General features: G+C 46.6%; 16 protein-coding genes. All 16 read left to right on the top strand.

Features of this window, described 5'->3' with window-relative positions:
• Positions 1-37 precede the first annotated feature (37 nt).
• The 16 genes from MKX50_RS10450 to MKX50_RS10525 all read left to right on the top strand — a co-directional run bounded on the left by MKX50_RS10450 (position 38) and on the right by MKX50_RS10525 (position 16,721).
• Entirely contained in the window at positions 38-742 is a 705-nt protein-coding gene (locus MKX50_RS10450) for a response regulator transcription factor (protein WP_213588704.1), read from the top strand.
• Positions 696-2,138, top strand: coding sequence for a HAMP domain-containing sensor histidine kinase (locus tag MKX50_RS10455; protein ID WP_339159550.1), 1,443 nt, complete (start codon positions 696-698; stop codon positions 2,136-2,138). The genes MKX50_RS10450 and MKX50_RS10455 overlap by 47 nt, the downstream gene beginning before the upstream one ends.
• A 79-nt stretch (positions 2,139-2,217) precedes the next feature.
• Entirely contained in the window at positions 2,218-2,757 is a 540-nt protein-coding gene (locus MKX50_RS10460) for a hypothetical protein (RefSeq protein ID WP_213588702.1), read from the top strand.
• A gap of 42 nt (positions 2,758-2,799) precedes the next feature.
• The gene (locus tag MKX50_RS10465) at positions 2,800-3,927 is read left to right on the top strand and encodes an FtsW/RodA/SpoVE family cell cycle protein (protein ID WP_339159551.1); all 1,128 of its coding nucleotides are present in this window, start codon (positions 2,800-2,802) and stop codon (positions 3,925-3,927) included.
• 36 nt (positions 3,928-3,963) lie between these two features.
• Positions 3,964-4,641 carry a phosphatase PAP2 family protein gene (locus MKX50_RS10470; protein ID WP_339159553.1) on the top strand — a complete coding sequence of 226 codons (678 nt, stop codon included), beginning with the start codon at positions 3,964-3,966 and terminating at the stop codon, positions 4,639-4,641.
• Positions 4,642-4,727: 86 nt separating this feature from the next.
• Positions 4,728-5,468 (top strand): GTP pyrophosphokinase family protein, encoded by a 741-nt coding sequence (locus MKX50_RS10475; protein WP_155608982.1) that lies wholly within the window; start codon positions 4,728-4,730, stop codon positions 5,466-5,468.
• A 295-nt stretch (positions 5,469-5,763) separates the two neighbouring features.
• A complete protein-coding gene (locus tag MKX50_RS10480; protein WP_339159555.1) occupies positions 5,764-7,011 on the top strand; it encodes an extracellular solute-binding protein in 1,248 nt (415 codons plus the stop codon).
• Positions 7,012-7,026: 15 nt separating this feature from the next.
• Positions 7,027-8,331: an ABC transporter substrate-binding protein gene (locus MKX50_RS10485; protein WP_339159556.1), complete on the top strand. Its 1,305-nt coding sequence runs from the start codon at positions 7,027-7,029 to the stop codon at positions 8,329-8,331.
• A 138-nt stretch (positions 8,332-8,469) separates the two neighbouring features.
• A complete protein-coding gene (locus tag MKX50_RS10490; protein ID WP_339159558.1) occupies positions 8,470-8,829 on the top strand; it encodes a VOC family protein in 360 nt (119 codons plus the stop codon).
• 156 nt (positions 8,830-8,985) lie between these two features.
• Positions 8,986-9,723 carry a GNAT family N-acetyltransferase gene (locus tag MKX50_RS10495; protein ID WP_339159559.1) on the top strand — a complete coding sequence of 246 codons (738 nt, stop codon included), beginning with the start codon at positions 8,986-8,988 and terminating at the stop codon, positions 9,721-9,723.
• Positions 9,724-9,969: 246 nt separating this feature from the next.
• Entirely contained in the window at positions 9,970-10,974 is a 1,005-nt protein-coding gene (bioB, locus tag MKX50_RS10500) for a biotin synthase BioB (protein WP_213588695.1), read from the top strand.
• Between the two features lie 106 nt (positions 10,975-11,080).
• Positions 11,081-11,800, top strand: coding sequence for a 3-ketoacyl-ACP reductase (locus MKX50_RS10505; RefSeq protein WP_339159561.1), 720 nt, complete (start codon positions 11,081-11,083; stop codon positions 11,798-11,800).
• 296 nt (positions 11,801-12,096) lie between these two features.
• A complete protein-coding gene (locus MKX50_RS10510; RefSeq protein ID WP_339159562.1) occupies positions 12,097-13,626 on the top strand; it encodes an amidase family protein in 1,530 nt (509 codons plus the stop codon).
• A 488-nt stretch (positions 13,627-14,114) separates the two neighbouring features.
• Positions 14,115-14,417, top strand: a complete 303-nt coding sequence (locus MKX50_RS10515; protein ID WP_244996302.1) for a hypothetical protein — start codon at positions 14,115-14,117, stop codon at positions 14,415-14,417.
• A gap of 63 nt (positions 14,418-14,480) precedes the next feature.
• The gene (locus MKX50_RS10520) at positions 14,481-14,654 is read left to right on the top strand and encodes a hypothetical protein (RefSeq protein WP_339159564.1); all 174 of its coding nucleotides are present in this window, start codon (positions 14,481-14,483) and stop codon (positions 14,652-14,654) included.
• A 288-nt stretch (positions 14,655-14,942) separates the two neighbouring features.
• Positions 14,943-16,721: an ABC transporter ATP-binding protein gene (locus MKX50_RS10525; protein WP_339159566.1), complete on the top strand. Its 1,779-nt coding sequence runs from the start codon at positions 14,943-14,945 to the stop codon at positions 16,719-16,721.
• The last annotated feature ends 59 nt before the right edge of the window (positions 16,722-16,780 follow it).

A 16,780-nucleotide genomic window follows, 5' to 3' on the forward strand; every position in this document is an offset into this window, starting at 1 on the left:
AAGGATAATGGTTTGAACAAGCTTTAGGGAGGATCAAATGGATTTGGACAACCGCAATCACGTGCTTATTGTGGAAGATGATGATCATATACGGCGATTTATCGCCATCAATTTGGAGGGCAGCGGGTTCGAAGTTTACGAAGCGGCGGAGGGAGAGACGGCGCTCAAGAGCTTTGAGGCGCACCGGCCTGATGTAGTTGTGCTCGATATTATGCTCCCGGATTTCGACGGGTTTGAAGTTTGCGAGAGGTTGAGAGAAATAGATTCTGAAGTCGTGATCGTATTTTTGACCGCCCGCGGGCAGGATTTGGATAAAATCAAGGGACTTGAACTTGGGGCCGACGATTATATCGTCAAGCCGTTTAATCCGCTGGAGCTGACGGCCAGAATTCGTACGGTGCTGCGGCGTACCCGTAAGCAGCGCGAGTCGCACCACGCTGTTCTTAACGCCGGGGGCATCCGCCTTGATTTGACCTCGAACAAGCTCTATAAGCAGGATGAAGTTATTGAAGTGACTCCCAAGGAATTTCTGATGGTAAAGGCGTTTATGGAGAACCCGGACATGGCTCTATCGAGAAATGAGCTGCTGAATCTAGTATGGGGAGAAGATTTTATCGGCGATACGAAGACGGTCGATGTTCACGTACGGAAGCTGCGGGAGAAGCTGGAGAAGGACAGCTCCAAGCCCGAACTGATTGAGACCGTCTGGGGCGTCGGTTATCGCTGGAGGAAGGAAGATTGATGTGGGTATTCGCAAAAGGCTGGTCGGAAGCTATCTTCTCGTCATTCTGACTACGGTGATCACCCTTGAGGCCATTCTGATTGCCGCCGTGAACTATTATTATTATCACAATATCGAGCGCACCCTGGTCACTCAGGCCGAACTGTCGGCCTCTTTTTATGAGCAATACTTTGCGGAAGAAGACTTGGAACAGCAGGCAGAACGATTGTTGGGAGGGTTTTCGCATCATTTTGCGGGGCAGGTGCAAATTATCGGCTCCTCCGGGCAGCTGATTCAAGACACTTCGGGATTCCGGCTTGGGCAAAATATGACCGGATTCCCAGATGTGCGAAGCGCGATTGCCGGCTTTGCCGATACTTGGCGCGGCCAGGACTTGGCTTGGCAGGAGGAGGTGCTTGCGGTTTCCTATCCGCTGGTGGCCAAAGGCCAGACCGCTGGAGCCGTACGGTTCATAACCTCGTTAAAGCAAACGAAGGAGGCGGTGAGGCAGATTGCCCTCATCTTCATTGCGGTAGGCCTCCTTGTGATTGCAATTGTTGCCGCTGTTGGCATCGTGCTGTCCGGGACGATTACGAAGTCGATTACCGGTTTAAAGCGGGCCGCTGAAAAAATGGCGGATGGAGATTTCAGTGTTAGAGCAGAGAAGCCTTATAAGGACGAGTTGGGCGCACTGGCGGATACGCTGAATACGATGGCTGGAACAATACAGCGGCAAGAGCAGCTCAAAAATGATTTCATCTCCTCGGTGTCGCATGAGCTGCGTACTCCGCTAACATCGATCAAAGGCTGGGTCGTTACGCTAAGGGCAAATCTCTGGAAAGGCAAGGTTACGCTAGAAGAAGGGCTTGACATTATTGAGTCGGAAACGGACCGTTTGACGGAGCTTGTCGATGAGCTGCTGGATTTCTCGAAATTTGGAGACGGGAGAATGGAGCTTAGCCGGTCATCACTTCACTTAGGAGAGTTCTTAACGAATATCGGACAACAGCTGCGGCCTAGAGCCGCAAGGCAAGGCATTGAACTGGAGGTTAAAGTGACGGAGCCGCTTCCTGTAATTTCGGCAGACCCAAACCGCTTGAAGCAAGTCATGATTAATCTGCTTGACAACGCGCTGAAGTTTACGGGTTCTGGCGGGTCAATCGTTATTTCGGCTAGCCTGGCTGAAGGACAGGTCATCATTGCCGTTGAGGACACGGGATCCGGCATCCCGGAGCAGGACCTCCGGAAATTGCCTCAGAAGTTTTACAAGGGAAATCATAAGATGAGCGGCAGCGGATTGGGCTTGTCCATTTCCGAGCAGATCATTCAGCTGCATCAAGGACAACTCCAGATTGACAGCGAGCTCGGCAAAGGCACAAAAGTGACAGTTTATCTTCCGAGCGGGGATGCAAAGTGAATTTTAACTATTTCATAACCTTTTAGATTCTTAAACCATTTAGAATAGGACAAAGAATAAGTAAGGAGCAGGAAGCCATATGCGGAACAAGCTCATGAACATATTTCTGGTGGCCGCAGTTATGCTTATGCTGGGCGGATGCCGAATCCCTGCGATGCCAAGCGACCTCATTACGGCTCCAAATGCCGTTGATGACGGTGATGAAATGCATACGAGCCTTCTAGCCCTGCTCCCTGATGGAGCTCGGCTGCTTACTATGCCTGACGGCAATCCGAATAATGGCATTTCCTACGGTGATCTAGACGGCGATGGACAGAATGAGGCTATCGTTGTATATGAAGAGGAAGTTGGCCGCCAACGTACGCTGAAAGCGGCTCTGCTAATGCGTCGGCAGGAAGCATGGCAGATTGTTTGGCATGGGGAAGGCAGCGGGCATGGTTTGGATTACGCGGGAATCCGTGATATCGACAGAGATGGGGCCGCAGAAATCCTTTTGGGCTGGTCGCTGGGCGCAGGTGTGAACGGGCTTGACATTTATGAATGGGACAAGGGCACATTGAAGCTGCAGGACAGAAAAGGATATCACGAAAGCATCGAGCTCAGGGAGATGATGAACTAGTCTGTTCCAGCGGCGCTTCTGCATGATGAATTGAGGTTAAGTATGATTTTTCTCGAAAAGCTAAAAAAGCTGGATAAAGCAACATTATTTATTATTATTTGTCTAAATGTCATCGGCACGGTAGCCGTATATGGGGCAACAGTGGGGACAAAGCTGGAGGGCCTGCATAAGAACAGTATGCTGCTCATCGCTTTATCCATGATCCTGATGCTGCTTGCGGCTTCTTTTGATTACAGGATCATTTTCGGCAAGCCGATATATATTCTCTATGCATTTGGGATAGGGATGCTGGCCTATGTTCAATTTAAAGGAGAGAACATCAACGGTGCAGTGCGGTGGTTAAGTATAGGATCGTTTCAGCTGCAGCCTTCGGAACTTGCCAAAATATTTACGATACTGCTTGTCGCCCATATGCTGAGCCGAAAGCAGGGGAGGAAGCTTCGTCTAATTCAGGATGTGGTGCCGATCTGCCTGGTTTTTATGATCCCGGTGCTGTTTATTATCAAGCAGCCTGATCTGGGTACGGCGCTGGTCTTTGTTGGCGTGCTGCTAAGCATGCTTTGGATGGGCAATATCCGCTTAAGATACATGCTCATTTTCTTAGGCGGTGTCATCTTGATTATCGGAGCAATCGTCTGGTTATATTATGCCGATAATGCATTGCTGTCCAAGGTAATCAAGCCGCACCAAATGGCCAGAATACAGACGTTCCTGGATCCTGCCAGCGATCCTGATAAATCATGGCATGTCAAAAATGCGATGCTGGCAATCGGCTCCGGCAGCTTGGCCGGGGACGAAGGATTTTTCCTGGAGCAGGGATATATTCCTTACGCCTATTCCGATTCTATTTTCGTAGTGATTGGGGAAAAATATGGCTTCTTGGGCTCTGCCGTACTGCTATTGCTTTATTTTTGCTTGGTAACCCGGTTGATCAATATCGTTATCGATAGCAAAGATAGGGCTGGTGCATATCTCGTTATCGGAATTACGGCCATGCTGGTGTTCCAAATTTTCGTCAATATCGGGATGCATATCGGGCTCGTTCCTTTAACGGGGATTTCACTGCCTTTTATTAGCTATGGGGGCAGTTCCTTGATCACAAATATGTTGGCGATCGGACTAGTTCTGAATGTAAAGATGCATAGAGAAGAAAACATACCATTACCGTGACTTTAATGGAAGTGAAGCAGGAAGAGAGGAAATGCAATGAGATATTCGCACAGACAGCGGCTTGTAAGTCCGTATGTCATTGTTTGGGCCTTACTGGCACTGGCCGGATTTGGCGTGATCGCTTTTTTTGCGGTCCGGCAACCGCTCAATCCCTTTGATTTCAACGTGGCCGCATGGGTACAGAGTTTTGAGGCGCCGTCTTTGACTCATACAATGGTGTTCTTTTCCACACTGGGAGCAACCAAGTTTACGATACTGATCGCTATTGCGGCGATGCTTATATTGTTTTTCGTGCTGGAACACCGGATGGAACTAGTATTTCTCGCTGCTTCTCTTGGCGGGGCGGCTTTGCTGAATAAGCTGCTGAAAACGATCTTTCAGCGAGAGCGGCCTTTCGTTCATCGTTTAGTAGAAGAGACGGGCTTCAGCTTCCCCAGCGGTCATGCCATGGCCGCCTTTGCATTGTACGGGGCGCTTACTTTTCTCTTGTGGCGGCATATACGTCCTCAGTGGGCGCGTGTTCTCTTGATTGTCCTCAGCTGTTTGATGGTAGTCATGATTTGCATCAGCCGGGTCTATCTGGGAGTTCACTATCCAAGCGATATTGCAGGAGCGCTGCTGGCCAGCGGATTCTGGCTGAACGTCATGATTGGAATTGCCCAGTGGTATCAAGGGCGGCATGGCGCAGTGTCCGGATATCGTTTGCGGCAATAGCCGCTGTGAGTACTTCGCTTTCGTGCATCGAGTATGCGAATTCGTTATAATAATAGAAAAGTGAATGAGCAGGAAGGGAAAGCCATATGAGCGAACGACAAATTGAGCAATTGAAGATGATGCGCAACGAGATTACCCGCTTTTTATTGACTTACAAATTTGCATTGGACGAAATGGAGACGAAAATTGAAATTTTGAAGGAAGAGTTTGAATCTCTTCATGACTATAGCCCGATTGAGCACACGAAGACCAGGCTGAAATCGCCGGAGAGCATCATGAGCAAGCTGTATCGCAAAGGTGCGGATTTCTCTTTCGAGTCGATTCGGGAAACCGTGAAGGATATTGCAGGAATGCGGATCACCTGCTCCTTTGTATCGGATATATATCGTGTAAGCGACATGCTGCAGAAGCAGAATGATCTGAAGGTGCTGGAAATTAAGGATTATATCAAAAATCCAAAGCCCAACGGCTATAAAAGCTTGCATCTGCTGATCGAAGTTCCGGTATTTATGTCAGACCGCGTCGAGATGGTATGTGTCGAGGTGCAAATTCGCACGATCGCCATGGATTTCTGGGCCAGCCTGGAGCATAAAATCTTCTATAAATACAATCAATCCGTACCCGAGCGTCTGCTGCAGGAGCTCAAGGACGCGGCAGACACCGCGGACGAGCTGGATCATCAGATGGAGCGCTTGATGAATGAAGTTCAGACGATCAAGCATCTGAACGACGACCATTCAAGTGAGGACCTCACCAGCATCATTATCAATAATCAGAAGTTCAATCTTCCGCGCGCGTTGATAGATGTGCTAGGGAAGCAGGAATAGTAAGCACATTTAATTTCCCAAGGATGACGCATTAAATCATCCGGTGTATACTAAGGGATACAACAAAGCTCAGCAATTACATGACCCAGCCTAAGATAAGAGCGAATCTTAGAGCTGGGTCATTTTTGTAGTATCAGGACGAGAAGCAATGATTGGTTTAAAAAGTTATTGAGAGGAGTGGACTTTATGGATTATTTAGTCGTTATTTCGTTAAGGACTATTCGTGTCAAGTTGACAAGATGAAAATATTGGAATAAAATGAAATATAAGTTAAATATTGTACGGAGGTTTTATTTTGATCAAGTCAGTTCCACTAATAGCAGTTACTATATTAATAGCAATGATTACAACCAGTTGCTCTATGAGATCGACTAAACCATTTCCCAAGGATGCTAAGCTTGTAATTGATTTGGCATATACGAGTGAACAACATTTTAAGCAAAGATACTCGAATTTGCTTGAAATAGAGTATCCTAATATGCGGTTGAACATCATATCTACGAAAGGACTAATCCAGTCAGTCGATTCTTCAGCATGGATAAAACAAAATCCCGTTGACATTATCTATATCCCATCATTCCAAATAAAGAATTTCATAGAATCCGGATTGGTTGCCGATATTGAACCCCTTATCAAAAGAGACCAAGTAGATTTAGAACAATTTGTACCAAGCGTTATTGAACTAACAAGAGAATATGGGAACGGAAAGTTATACGGTTTACCCCCGACCTTTTATAGTAGAGCTATTATATTTAATAAAGAACTTTTTGATCAATTCAATATCGAATATCCTCATGATCAGATGAGCTGGGAGGAGATTCTGACACTTTCAGCCAAGTTTTCAACGAATAATTCCGAATTGAAGGGTATATCCATTGGATATTCAACCCCTTTTGAATTAATACAGCATATCGGAAGGGTAGAAGGACTTCAACTCTTTAGTCATTCAAATCAAGCAACCTTGAATAGCAGCTCTTGGGTAACAGTATGGGAGAATGTTCTTCGAGCCCACGAATCTGGTTCTCTTGATTTAAATGCTGATCTTAATAATTATTTATCTCCATTTCTGTCCGGCAAACGAGCGATGGCCGTCATTTCATGTGAGGAATATAAGAAAATTGAGCAAGAAAAACCTTCTTTTAAATGGTCTATTGTAACCATGCCTGTCGACCCAGAGCAGCCAGATCAATCAAATGAGATAAGGATTCCAGGAATATATGCGATAGTTAACTCATCTGGCAATAAGGAAGCGGCTTGGGAAATGCTGAAACTTTTTGTTTCCAACGAAGCAGCACGCTGGGACTATCAATCAAATGATGGATTTTCAACACGTTTGGAACAATTAAGCACATTGAATCAGGATCAGCTTCTGCCATTTTATCAATTATCCCCCAAATTAGGCGATGACAGCAAAGAACTGACTTTAGAAGATACCGAACTATTCAGTCAAATCATAGATAAGATATTCAGTCGTTCAATTTCATTACAGGAAGGTTTGGACGCATTACAGCAAGAAGCTGAGCAACAACTTGAAGGGAAATGATGTGGGAGGATTGTAATGATAGGCAGAGGACGAGTTATCTTCATTATTTTTTTGTTGTCACTTAGTGGCTGTTCGTTTGGGAAGCAGGATGAACTTGTTACTCTCACAATCAATTACCCTTCTGAACAACAATTTTACCAAATGTATGCTCATGATTTTGAGAAAAAATACCCACATATTACTATAAAAGTTGTGAATCAAGATATGAACGAACAGTCCGTTGAACCTTCTACAGATGTTATATTTATAGATCAACTACATGTCTACAACCGATTGGTTGAGGAAGGGAATTTAATCAATTTGGAGAGCAATATACATAAAACTGCGTTTCCAATATCAGAGCTTTCTCCTATAGTTGTTAATTCATTGCGTTCAGAGGTAGATGGAGAAATATATGGACTGAGCCCGTCATTTATCAGCCACGCTCTTTATTATAATCGAGAGCTTTTTGAGAAAAGTGGGGTTCCATTTCCTAAAAACCAAATGACATGGAAAGAAATATTCGATCTAGCCAAAAGATTTCCAAATCAAGGATCTGATGGAGAGCGAATATATGGATTTAAATCAAATTATTATACAGCGATTGCTTTTTCTATGATTTTAAGGGTGGGTCAAACGGAAGGACTTCAATTTATTAATCCCGAAACTTTGAAAGTTAATTTTCAATCGGATGAGTGGAAGACAATTTTTTCAGACGTTATTCAATTATTTCAATATAATGTTGTTTATGATCAAGAGGACACTATGACTGGCCAGATTGTGCCTTCACCGATGTTAACTGGCAAAGCTGCTATGGAAATTCAATCTTATTCGACTGCATACAACTTTGATGCTCATAGTCAGTTTGTTGGAGCACCGACGATTAAATGGGATATGGTAACCGTACCTGTTGCGACTAGGATGTCTGATCAAAGCGACTACTATGATATTCAGGAGATTTACGGGATATCCTCTACGGCAAATCATGCTGAAGAAGCTTGGAAATTAATCGAATTCATTACAGGAGATACTCAGAAAATGAAGGCTAATGTTGATAATCAACTAATCAATGGTCTGCCTGCGAGAACTGAACTCATTAAAGCAGCGGGTCACCATGACTTAAGCCCGCTATACGTATTAAATCCTGTAACTAACAGTAATAATCCTTATGATTATATAGATTATGAAATTTTAAATGCATTTAAAGTTGTCGGACAGAGTATTGTTGAGGAGGCTATACAAAATTCACTTTCCGTGGACGAAGCCATATATAAAATTGAAGTAGAGGGGCAGAGAGTAATTGATGAAACGAATTTAGCCAGTAGTACCCAATTAAAATAACCCAGGAGAATAAAAGGGTCTCATGCGAACGTAAAAATTTCAAGGTGACAGCTTCCACTAGCGTGTGTATAATTATGGAAAACAAGTGGTTGAAAGCGTTGTTATGACGCGGGAAATAATGAAATGGAGGCTGTGCTTATGAGTTCCAGTCCAATTTTAAGTCAAATTGGCGGGATTTTTATCCCTGTAAGCAGCATTGAACAGGCACGCGATTGGTATTGCGATATCTTGGGGGTTCCCGCGGATGGCGATATATTGTTTGGACATCTGTATATTTTGTCTGTGAATGAAGGGATTGACCTCATATTGGACAGCCAAATTTTTACCGGAGATAATGTCTTCCAAGCGCCGGCATTCCAATTCAAGACACATGACATCAAGGAAGCCTACGACTATATGAAATCCAAGCAGGTTGAGCTGACAACGGAAATCATGTATGATCAATGGTTTAATTTCAAGGATCCAGATGGAAACCAACTCATGATTTGTAAATGTTAGTACTATGTCTGCTGTTGTGCAAAGTAGATGATACAGTGCCGCTCGTTTTTGGGCGGCTCTTTTGTTGCGCTTATTCATATGATGGCCGTTTCTTCCATTTCAAATGTAAGATAAAATACAGGAAAGCAATGGAAGGATTCGGGGGAGGAAGAACGGATGTCACTACAAATTGAGGAACTTGCTTTAAATGCCTGGCCGTCTTTGCAAACGATCGTACATCATGGCTGGCTGCTGCGTTTTGCCGAAGGATACACCAAGAGATCGAATTCGGTTCAAGCCATTTATTCGGGGGGCAATAGTAATATTGAACAGCAAATTGATTATTGTGAAAAGATTTATGAGTCAGCCGGCCTGACCACGATATTCAAGATGACGCCATTTGGACCGGATTCGCTGGATCAGCGGCTTGAGCAGCGTGGTTATACAATCGCCGAACCTTCAACTGTGAAAATTTTAGACGATATTAGCAGTATAAGAGAACCGCAAATGAAGGGGATTCTTATTGAAGAGGAATGGAGTGAAAACTGGCTGGCAACGCTGTCCACCATGAATCAATTATCACAAAAGAAGCAGGAGATCACAAGAATGCTATTGAGAAATTCCCGCTTGAAACAAGGGTTCTTCACTTTGATGAACGGTTCCGGTCCGGTCGCGTGCGGTCTTGCCGTCATGGAGCAGGGGTATGTTGGCTTATATGACATTGTGACGGACCAAGCCTACCGCAACATGGGTTACGGTGAACAATTGCTGCTGCATATTTTGAAATGGGCGAGAGAAGCCGGGGCTGAAAAAAGTTACCTGCTCGTTGTGCAGAGCAATGCCTCCGCGAATCGCCTGTATGATAAATTGAACTATCGGCATTTGTATACCTACTGGTATAGATGTAAGCCGTAGGCGAATAGCTAGAACTATAGTTGAATAATTCTCACAATTATGTGAATAAAAGCTTCGTGCACCATTAGGGGCAAATGACGTCTTTCCGGGGAAATCGCTGGAGGGTATTTACAACTACGAAACATCTCTGGTAAGATGTTCTCGTTTAAATTAATTGTCAACCGAATTAGCAAATGCAGGTTGACAATTGTTGCGGGGATATTCGTAGTCAATCGATACATATTTAGAGAGGATGGTAGAGTAAACATGCACAAGATGGAAGAGAAACTCCAGACAGACTGGGATCGGCTTGCGGATATAGCATTGCGAGGGGAACGGCTAACCATGGAAGAAGGGCTGTCCGTACTGCAGGGGGAAGATGGGCAAATTCTGTCTATCATGCAGGCCGCATATAAGGTTCGGCGCCATTATTACGGCAATAAAGTGAAACTGAACATGATCATGAACGCCAAAAGCGGTCTTTGCCCCGAGGACTGCGGCTATTGCTCGCAATCGATCGTTTCCAGTGCTCCGGTGGCTAAATACTCCCTGCTCGATAAAGAATCGCTGCTGGCGGGAGCGCGTGAAGCACTGGCTCGCCAGGCTGGCACGTATTGTATCGTGGCCTCAGGGAGGGGGCCGACACCGCGGGAGCTAGAGCAGGTAATTGAGGCGGTTACAGAAATCCGCAGCACGATGCCCCTTAAAATATGCGCCTGCCTCGGACTGCTCCGCGATGACCAGGCCAAGCGCCTCGCAGAGGCAGGTGTCCACCGCTATAACCATAACTTAAATACAAGCAGCGGCAATTATTCCGCCATTACGACGACTCATTCCTACGAGCAGCGTGTGGAGACGGTCGAAAAGGTAAAGGCCTCAGGCATGTCGCCCTGCTCCGGTGTAATCATTGGCATGGGGGAAAGCCAAGCCGAAATTGTAGAAATGGCTTATGCGCTGCGTGAAATTGACGCTGACTCAATACCGGTCAATTTTCTTGTTCCTATTCCGGGAACTCCGCTGGAAGCCAAGGAGAAAGTCACGCCTCTGCAGGCGCTCAAAGTGCTGGCATTATTCCGTTTTATTTGCCCGTCCAAGGAAATTCGCGTGTCTGGAGGCCGGGAATCCAGCCTTAGGCATTTGCAGCCGCTGTCTCTCTATGCAGCAAATTCATGGTTTGTCGGTGACTATTTGACAACCGGGGGGCAGGCGGTGAATGCGGATCATCAGATGATCGAAGACCTTGGCTTTGAAATCGAGCAGTGCGCCCTTTAAACTCCGGGAACCATAATTTGTTATAGGCGCAGGCGATTCGTTATAATAGGATGTGGAATGACCAATAATCATTTCTGGGTTAGGAATTGAAAAGGAGAGATAAACCATGAGCTTGAACAACCAGGTAGCCATCATTACAGGCGCAGGTAAAGGCATCGGCAAGGCGATCGCACAGGCGCTTGCAAAGGAGGGCGTTCATTTAGGACTGATCGCGCGTACGACTTCCGACTTGGAGGCGCTGCAATCCGAATTGAGAGAGCAGCACGGCATTAAGGTTGCCATCGCTTCCGCCGATATTTCCGATCAGTCGGCCGCAGAGAAAGCCGTAGAGGCGCTTGTATCCGAGTTAGGCGGCATAGATATCCTGATCAACAACGCCGGCATTGCCAAATTCGGCAAACTGGTGGAGATGGACACGAAGGATTGGGAGCGAATTATCCAGGTTAATTTGATGGGAACCTATTATATGACAAGAGCCGTGCTTCCTAAACTGATTGCTCAAAATCAAGGGAATATTATTAACATTGCATCGACAGCCGGTGAAAGAGGCTTTGCTACCGGCTCCGCATACAATGCTTCGAAATTTGCCATTATGGGGCTGACGGAGGCCGTTATGCAGGAGGTGCGCAAGAACAATATCCGTGTTGTCGCTCTGACGCCAAGTACGGTTAATACCGAGCTTGCCGTAAATACCGGCCTGAGTATCGGTGACGAAGACCGGATGATGCAGCCGGAAGACGTTGCTGAGCTAGCGGTGGCCACGTTGAAGCTTCCGCAGCGTGTTTTTGTTAAAACCGCCGGCATCTGGACGACGAATCCTCAGTAACTTATCATTATGGATAGGCAAGGCTCTGACCCGCATGCAGCGGGTTAGGGCCTTTTTTGTATTGTCTGAGGCCTATTTCACATGGAAATATTCAATTTTCAAGACCTAATCCGCATATAGTTAGTGAATATGCAATATGCTGAGGCAATCTGAGGACACGACAGTGAAATTTCCACAAGAGGGAGGTACAGCAGTGAAAAAGAGGCTAAATAAGAAACAGACGAGGCTTGCGGGAATGGCCGTGCTCGTATTGACTTTATTATTATCTGCAAATGGCGCAAAATGAAATAAGATATATGGCAGTTATTCGTACTACAGGAATGGGGGAGCGTGCATTGGGAATTCAGCTTGAAGAATGGATCATCGAGGCCAGTATCGAGATGATGCAGCGGGCGATGGAGGAAGGGGAGATCAGTTCCGAGGAATTGGTCGCGGTATATTTGGACCGGATCGATCGTTATGATCCTCGTCTGAAGTCGGTAATCGAGGTCAATCCGGATGCAATGGATACAGCTAGAGCTTTGGATCAGGAACGCAAGGAGCAGGGCAGCAGAGGAGCCCTGCACGGCATTCCTATTTTGCTGAAAGACAATATCGGGACGCATGATAAGACCCGTACCAGCGCGGGTTCATTAGCCTTAGCGAATGCCATACCGAAGGAGGATTCTGCCGTCGCTTCGCAATTGCGTGCTGCTGGCGCTGTCCTTCTCGGCAAAGCCAATATGACGGAATGGGCTAATTTCATGTCGAGCACGATGTATGCAGGATACAGCTCAAAAGGCGGGCAAACGTTAAACCCGTATGGTCCAGGGGAGATTTTTGTCGGCGGCTCAAGTTCAGGTTCGGCTGCGGCAGTTGCCGCTAACCTGACTGCCGCAGCGATTGGCACGGAAACGACAGGTTCGATTATCAGCCCGGCCAGCCACAATTGCATTGTTGGGATTAAACCGACGGTGGGCCTGATTAGCAGGCGCGGCATCATTCCTCTGACAGAAACGCAGGATACGCCGGGGCCGATGGCGCGTACGGTAGCCGATGCTGCGCTGATTTTGGGTGCGCTCACTGCCCAGGATCCGAGGGATGCTGCGACTTTGTCGAAAAACAGGCAAGCATTATCGGATTATACGCCGTTTCTCAACCGCGCTTCACTCGCAAAATCACGTATCGGCATTCCGCGAAATTACTATCGGCAGCTTGATGAAGGAAGATTGGCGCTGATCGAACAAGCCATCCATGTACTTCAGGCTGAGGGAGCAACGATCATCGATCCTGTCGAGCTGCCATGCGAGGGGCAAAACTGGGACTTCAATGTGCTTAACTTCGAATTCAAGAAGTCTTTAAACGACTATTTAAAGACATTGCCGGAAATGGTTAAGGTTCGTTCGTTGGAGGACGTCATCCGTTTTAATGAGCAACATAAGGAAGCCGCGTTGAAATATGGACAGGACTTGCTGCTTTTATCAAATCGGACAAGTGGTACCCTGACCGAGCAGGCGTACCTGGACAGCAAGCGAAGAAATCACGAAGTGGCAGGGAGACAGGGGATCGATGCTGTGTTAAAGCAGCACCATTTGGATGCATTACTCATTTTGGGGGATGATGATATTAACGATCTTGCTGCCCGGGCGGGATATCCTTCCATTACTGTGCCTGCAGGCTTTATTGCGGAAGGAGTCGTAACCCCGGAGGGGATTACGACGAAAGGGCCGCACGGAATAACTTTTGTGGGAACGGCCTTTAGCGAGCCGACTTTGATTGGGCTGGCTTATAGTTATGAGCAAGCTTCGCGGCATCGCGTTCCTCCCCATCTTGTGGTTATGAATTGACATATACCCTATAGAATATTGCGATGGAAGCGGTTGTTTGACTACATTTCTCTAGGCATTCCGATCGCTGGATTTGGGCTGTTAGCCCCATGGATTACAGAACCGCCATGGCTTTAAGCTCTGTTTCTGTCATTTTGAATGCTTTGAGACTACAGCGGATGAACACATAAGGCTCAATTTTGTTAAAATTGGAGGCTTTCATAGGAAGATAGCTGGATTTTCCTCGCTGTCTTCCTCTTTTTTTGGTGAAAAACAAGGATGAATAGTGTGAACTAAGTCCCTTGTATAATGTCAGTAACTACTTGTAAAATTGTGACATGAGGACAGAGGCATACATCGTTTGGTCCCGAAGGAGGTTGTGATAAAGCGTATCCTTCGAGTATGAATGGATATGTGAAAACTCAGCTTGAAAGATCGAAGCAGTAGAATCGATGGTTAAATACATACATATGCTGAGGTGATAAATGATGCATAGAAGGACTACTGGAATGCTTTTGATAATGATCGCGGCATTCCTGTACGGCATACGATACTTGGCTGCAGCAATTTACGGGTCTGCTTCCTCTGCATGGAACGCAGATCACTTTAATGAAATGTTGAGCTTTGTCGGTGATGGGCCAACCATACTTAGTACAATTGCATTGATTCTCGGAATTACATATTTACTTGTCGCGGAATTGGAAGGCACGAGCATGCGGAAGCAGATCGAGCAGATTAAGAGCAGCTGGAATGATTTCGATTGGTATGAATCGGAGGGAAACAGCAGAAAAGGCAAAGGGAAAAGCAAATAGGCAAGGCAACTGGCAAAATAAGATACGGCTCGGGCCCAAGGCTCGAGCCGTTATTCGCATTACATGACTAGCCGCTTGGAGCGGCAGTCCCCCGAGCATTGCGGGTTCGCTTCCGCCCAGAACGAGACTCTGGATTTCCAGGGCAATCAGGGAAGGGAGCTCGGGACCGTATGCCTGCTCCATTTGCCGGACCCCGATCGAGAGATGGTTCTGCAACTGTTCGAGAATCGCATATAATTTGCTGAACAAAGAGAGCTTTGCTTCCGGCTGCTCATAAAAACATTCCATAAAACGCCGGAGCATTGGGACGATGGCCTCATTTAACGGATGCCCTTTCGGATAGAATCCAGTAAGTCGTAATCATAGATTCTATGCTCCTTCATGTCCGGTTTAGTTAAAACTTGCGTTTTAAATCAGACCGAAGATGTTATAGAGATTACATAGGGAGAGTTCTATACTTGATTGTGGCCTTTACATTGGCCTGATTCGATATACCTATCATAAGCTAAAAAGCAGGTGAACAACATGGCTAAATCAGAGATTTCGCTTGATTATTCCAAAGTGTTCGAAAACGAGCAGGAAGCCAAGATCAAACCGCTAAGGCTGCTAGGCCGATTGTACCGCGAACATATCAGCAAGGTTGCTCTTTCCGCATTTTGCTATGCGATTAAATCGTCCCCTCAATGGGTACTGTCGATTGTTACTGCAAATATCATCAATATCGTCAGTTACCCTGACCGCCATTCCATGCGTGAGTTTTGGATCAATCTGGCGGTCATCATTGTTGTGATCCTGCAGAATATTCCGATGCATACGCTTCATGTCAGCTACATTAGCAAGGCTGTACGGCATGTGGAGGCAGGCCTCCGCAGTACCTTGGTGCGGAAAATGCAGCAATTATCCCTAAGCTATCACGGAGATATGAGCGCCGGCCGGCTCCAGTCCAAAGTGCTGCGGGACGTAGAAGCCATCGACTTTTTGTCGCGTCAGATGATGACCAGCCTTATTCCGGCAGCCATTAATCTCATTATTGTCATCGGCCTTACGCTGTATCATAGCTGGGTCGTTGCGTTATTTTTCGTGTTTATGGCCCCGACCGCGGTCACGCTCGTACGTTTTTTTCGCTCCAAAATGTCGAAGCAAAACCGCGAAGTGCGCAAAAAAATTGAGGAAATGTCTGGCAAGGTGTCCGAAACCGTCGAGATGATTCCAGTCACCCGGGCTCATGGCCTGGAGGAAGTGGAGATACGCAAGGTGGACGACGCATTGCAGAAAATCCGGGAGCGCGGGTACCGCTTGGACATTCTGGAAGCTTACTTCGGTTCTACCAACTGGGCCGTATTTCAATTGTTCCAGGTCGGCTGCCTGTTCTTTACTGCATACTTATCTTATCAGGGATATATGGAAATCGGGGACATCGTCATGTATCAGAGCTTTTTTGCCATGATTATCAACTCGGTCAGCTCGATTCTGAACGTGTACCCTAATCTTGTGAAAGGCTTCGAGTCCCTGCATTCCGTTACAGAAGTGATCATGTCAGATGAGACCGAGGAATACAAAGGACGGCAGAAGCCTGAGCGTATTACGGGCGAATATCGTTTTGAAGGCGTAGGATTCAAGTACAAAGGCTCGGATCGCCATGTCCTTCAGGATTTCTCTTTAACTGTCAATCCGGGTGAGACCGTCGCGTTTGTCGGGGAATCCGGCTCGGGTAAATCGACCATTCTCAATTTGATTATCGGCTTCTATAAACCGCAGTCAGGTAAAATATGGGTCGATGGAATCCCGATGAACGAGCTGAGCATGAGGCGATACCGCCGGACGCTGGCCATCGTGCTGCAGAACAATATATTATTCTCCGGGACCATTCGGGAAAATATTACGTATGGACTCCCCCATATTTCTGAGGAAAAGCTGCAGCAGGCTATTTGGATGGCAAATCTGCAGGATGTCATCGACAGCCTGCCGGATGGGCTGGATACCTCGGTGGGCGAGCATGGAGGCAGGCTGTCCGGCGGCCAGCGCCAGCGGATCGCCATTGCCCGGGCGCTGGTCCGTGATCCGAAAATCATCATCCTTGATGAAGCGACTTCCGCGCTCGATAATGCGTCAGAGCGGCATGTACAGCAAGCGATGGAGCAGCTGATGGAGGGCCGGACAACGTTTATTGTCGCTCACCGTCTATCCACGGTGAAGAATGCGGACCGTATCGTTGTCATGAAGAAAGGGAAAATTGTTGAGAGCGGGACTTATGACGAGCTGTTGAACTTCAAGGGTGAATTTTACAAGTTGAAAAATATGTGAGCCAGGGCCTAGCGCAGGTCTTGTAAGACATCGCGAGGTCACCGGAATATGGCTTCTGG

It is taken from the genome of Paenibacillus sp. FSL W8-0186, from assembly GCF_037969765.1.
Lineage (GTDB): Bacteria > Bacillota > Bacilli > Paenibacillales > Paenibacillaceae > Fontibacillus > Fontibacillus woosongensis.

Bases quoted from the DNA above. Each gene is read 5' to 3' on its own strand.
- MKX50_RS10490 (WP_339159558.1), top strand. From the start codon at position 8,470: ATGAGTTCCAGTCCAATTTTAAGTCAAATTGGCGGGATTTTTATCCCT.
- MKX50_RS10450 (WP_213588704.1), top strand. From the start codon at position 38: ATGGATTTGGACAACCGCAATCACGTGCTTATTGTGGAAGATGATGAT.
- MKX50_RS10495 (WP_339159559.1), top strand. From the start codon at position 8,986: ATGTCACTACAAATTGAGGAACTTGCTTTAAATGCCTGGCCGTCTTTG.
- MKX50_RS10460 (WP_213588702.1), top strand. From the start codon at position 2,218: ATGCGGAACAAGCTCATGAACATATTTCTGGTGGCCGCAGTTATGCTT.
- MKX50_RS10510 (WP_339159562.1), top strand. From the start codon at position 12,097: ATGGCAGTTATTCGTACTACAGGAATGGGGGAGCGTGCATTGGGAATT.
- MKX50_RS10505 (WP_339159561.1), top strand. From the start codon at position 11,081: ATGAGCTTGAACAACCAGGTAGCCATCATTACAGGCGCAGGTAAAGGC.
- MKX50_RS10485 (WP_339159556.1), top strand. From the start codon at position 7,027: ATGATAGGCAGAGGACGAGTTATCTTCATTATTTTTTTGTTGTCACTT.
- MKX50_RS10520 (WP_339159564.1), top strand. From the start codon at position 14,481: ATGACTAGCCGCTTGGAGCGGCAGTCCCCCGAGCATTGCGGGTTCGCT.
- MKX50_RS10475 (WP_155608982.1), top strand. From the start codon at position 4,728: ATGAGCGAACGACAAATTGAGCAATTGAAGATGATGCGCAACGAGATT.
- bioB (WP_213588695.1), top strand. From the start codon at position 9,970: ATGCACAAGATGGAAGAGAAACTCCAGACAGACTGGGATCGGCTTGCG.
- MKX50_RS10470 (WP_339159553.1), top strand. From the start codon at position 3,964: ATGAGATATTCGCACAGACAGCGGCTTGTAAGTCCGTATGTCATTGTT.
- MKX50_RS10515 (WP_244996302.1), top strand. From the start codon at position 14,115: ATGCTTTTGATAATGATCGCGGCATTCCTGTACGGCATACGATACTTG.
- MKX50_RS10525 (WP_339159566.1), top strand. From the start codon at position 14,943: ATGGCTAAATCAGAGATTTCGCTTGATTATTCCAAAGTGTTCGAAAAC.
- MKX50_RS10465 (WP_339159551.1), top strand. From the start codon at position 2,800: ATGATTTTTCTCGAAAAGCTAAAAAAGCTGGATAAAGCAACATTATTT.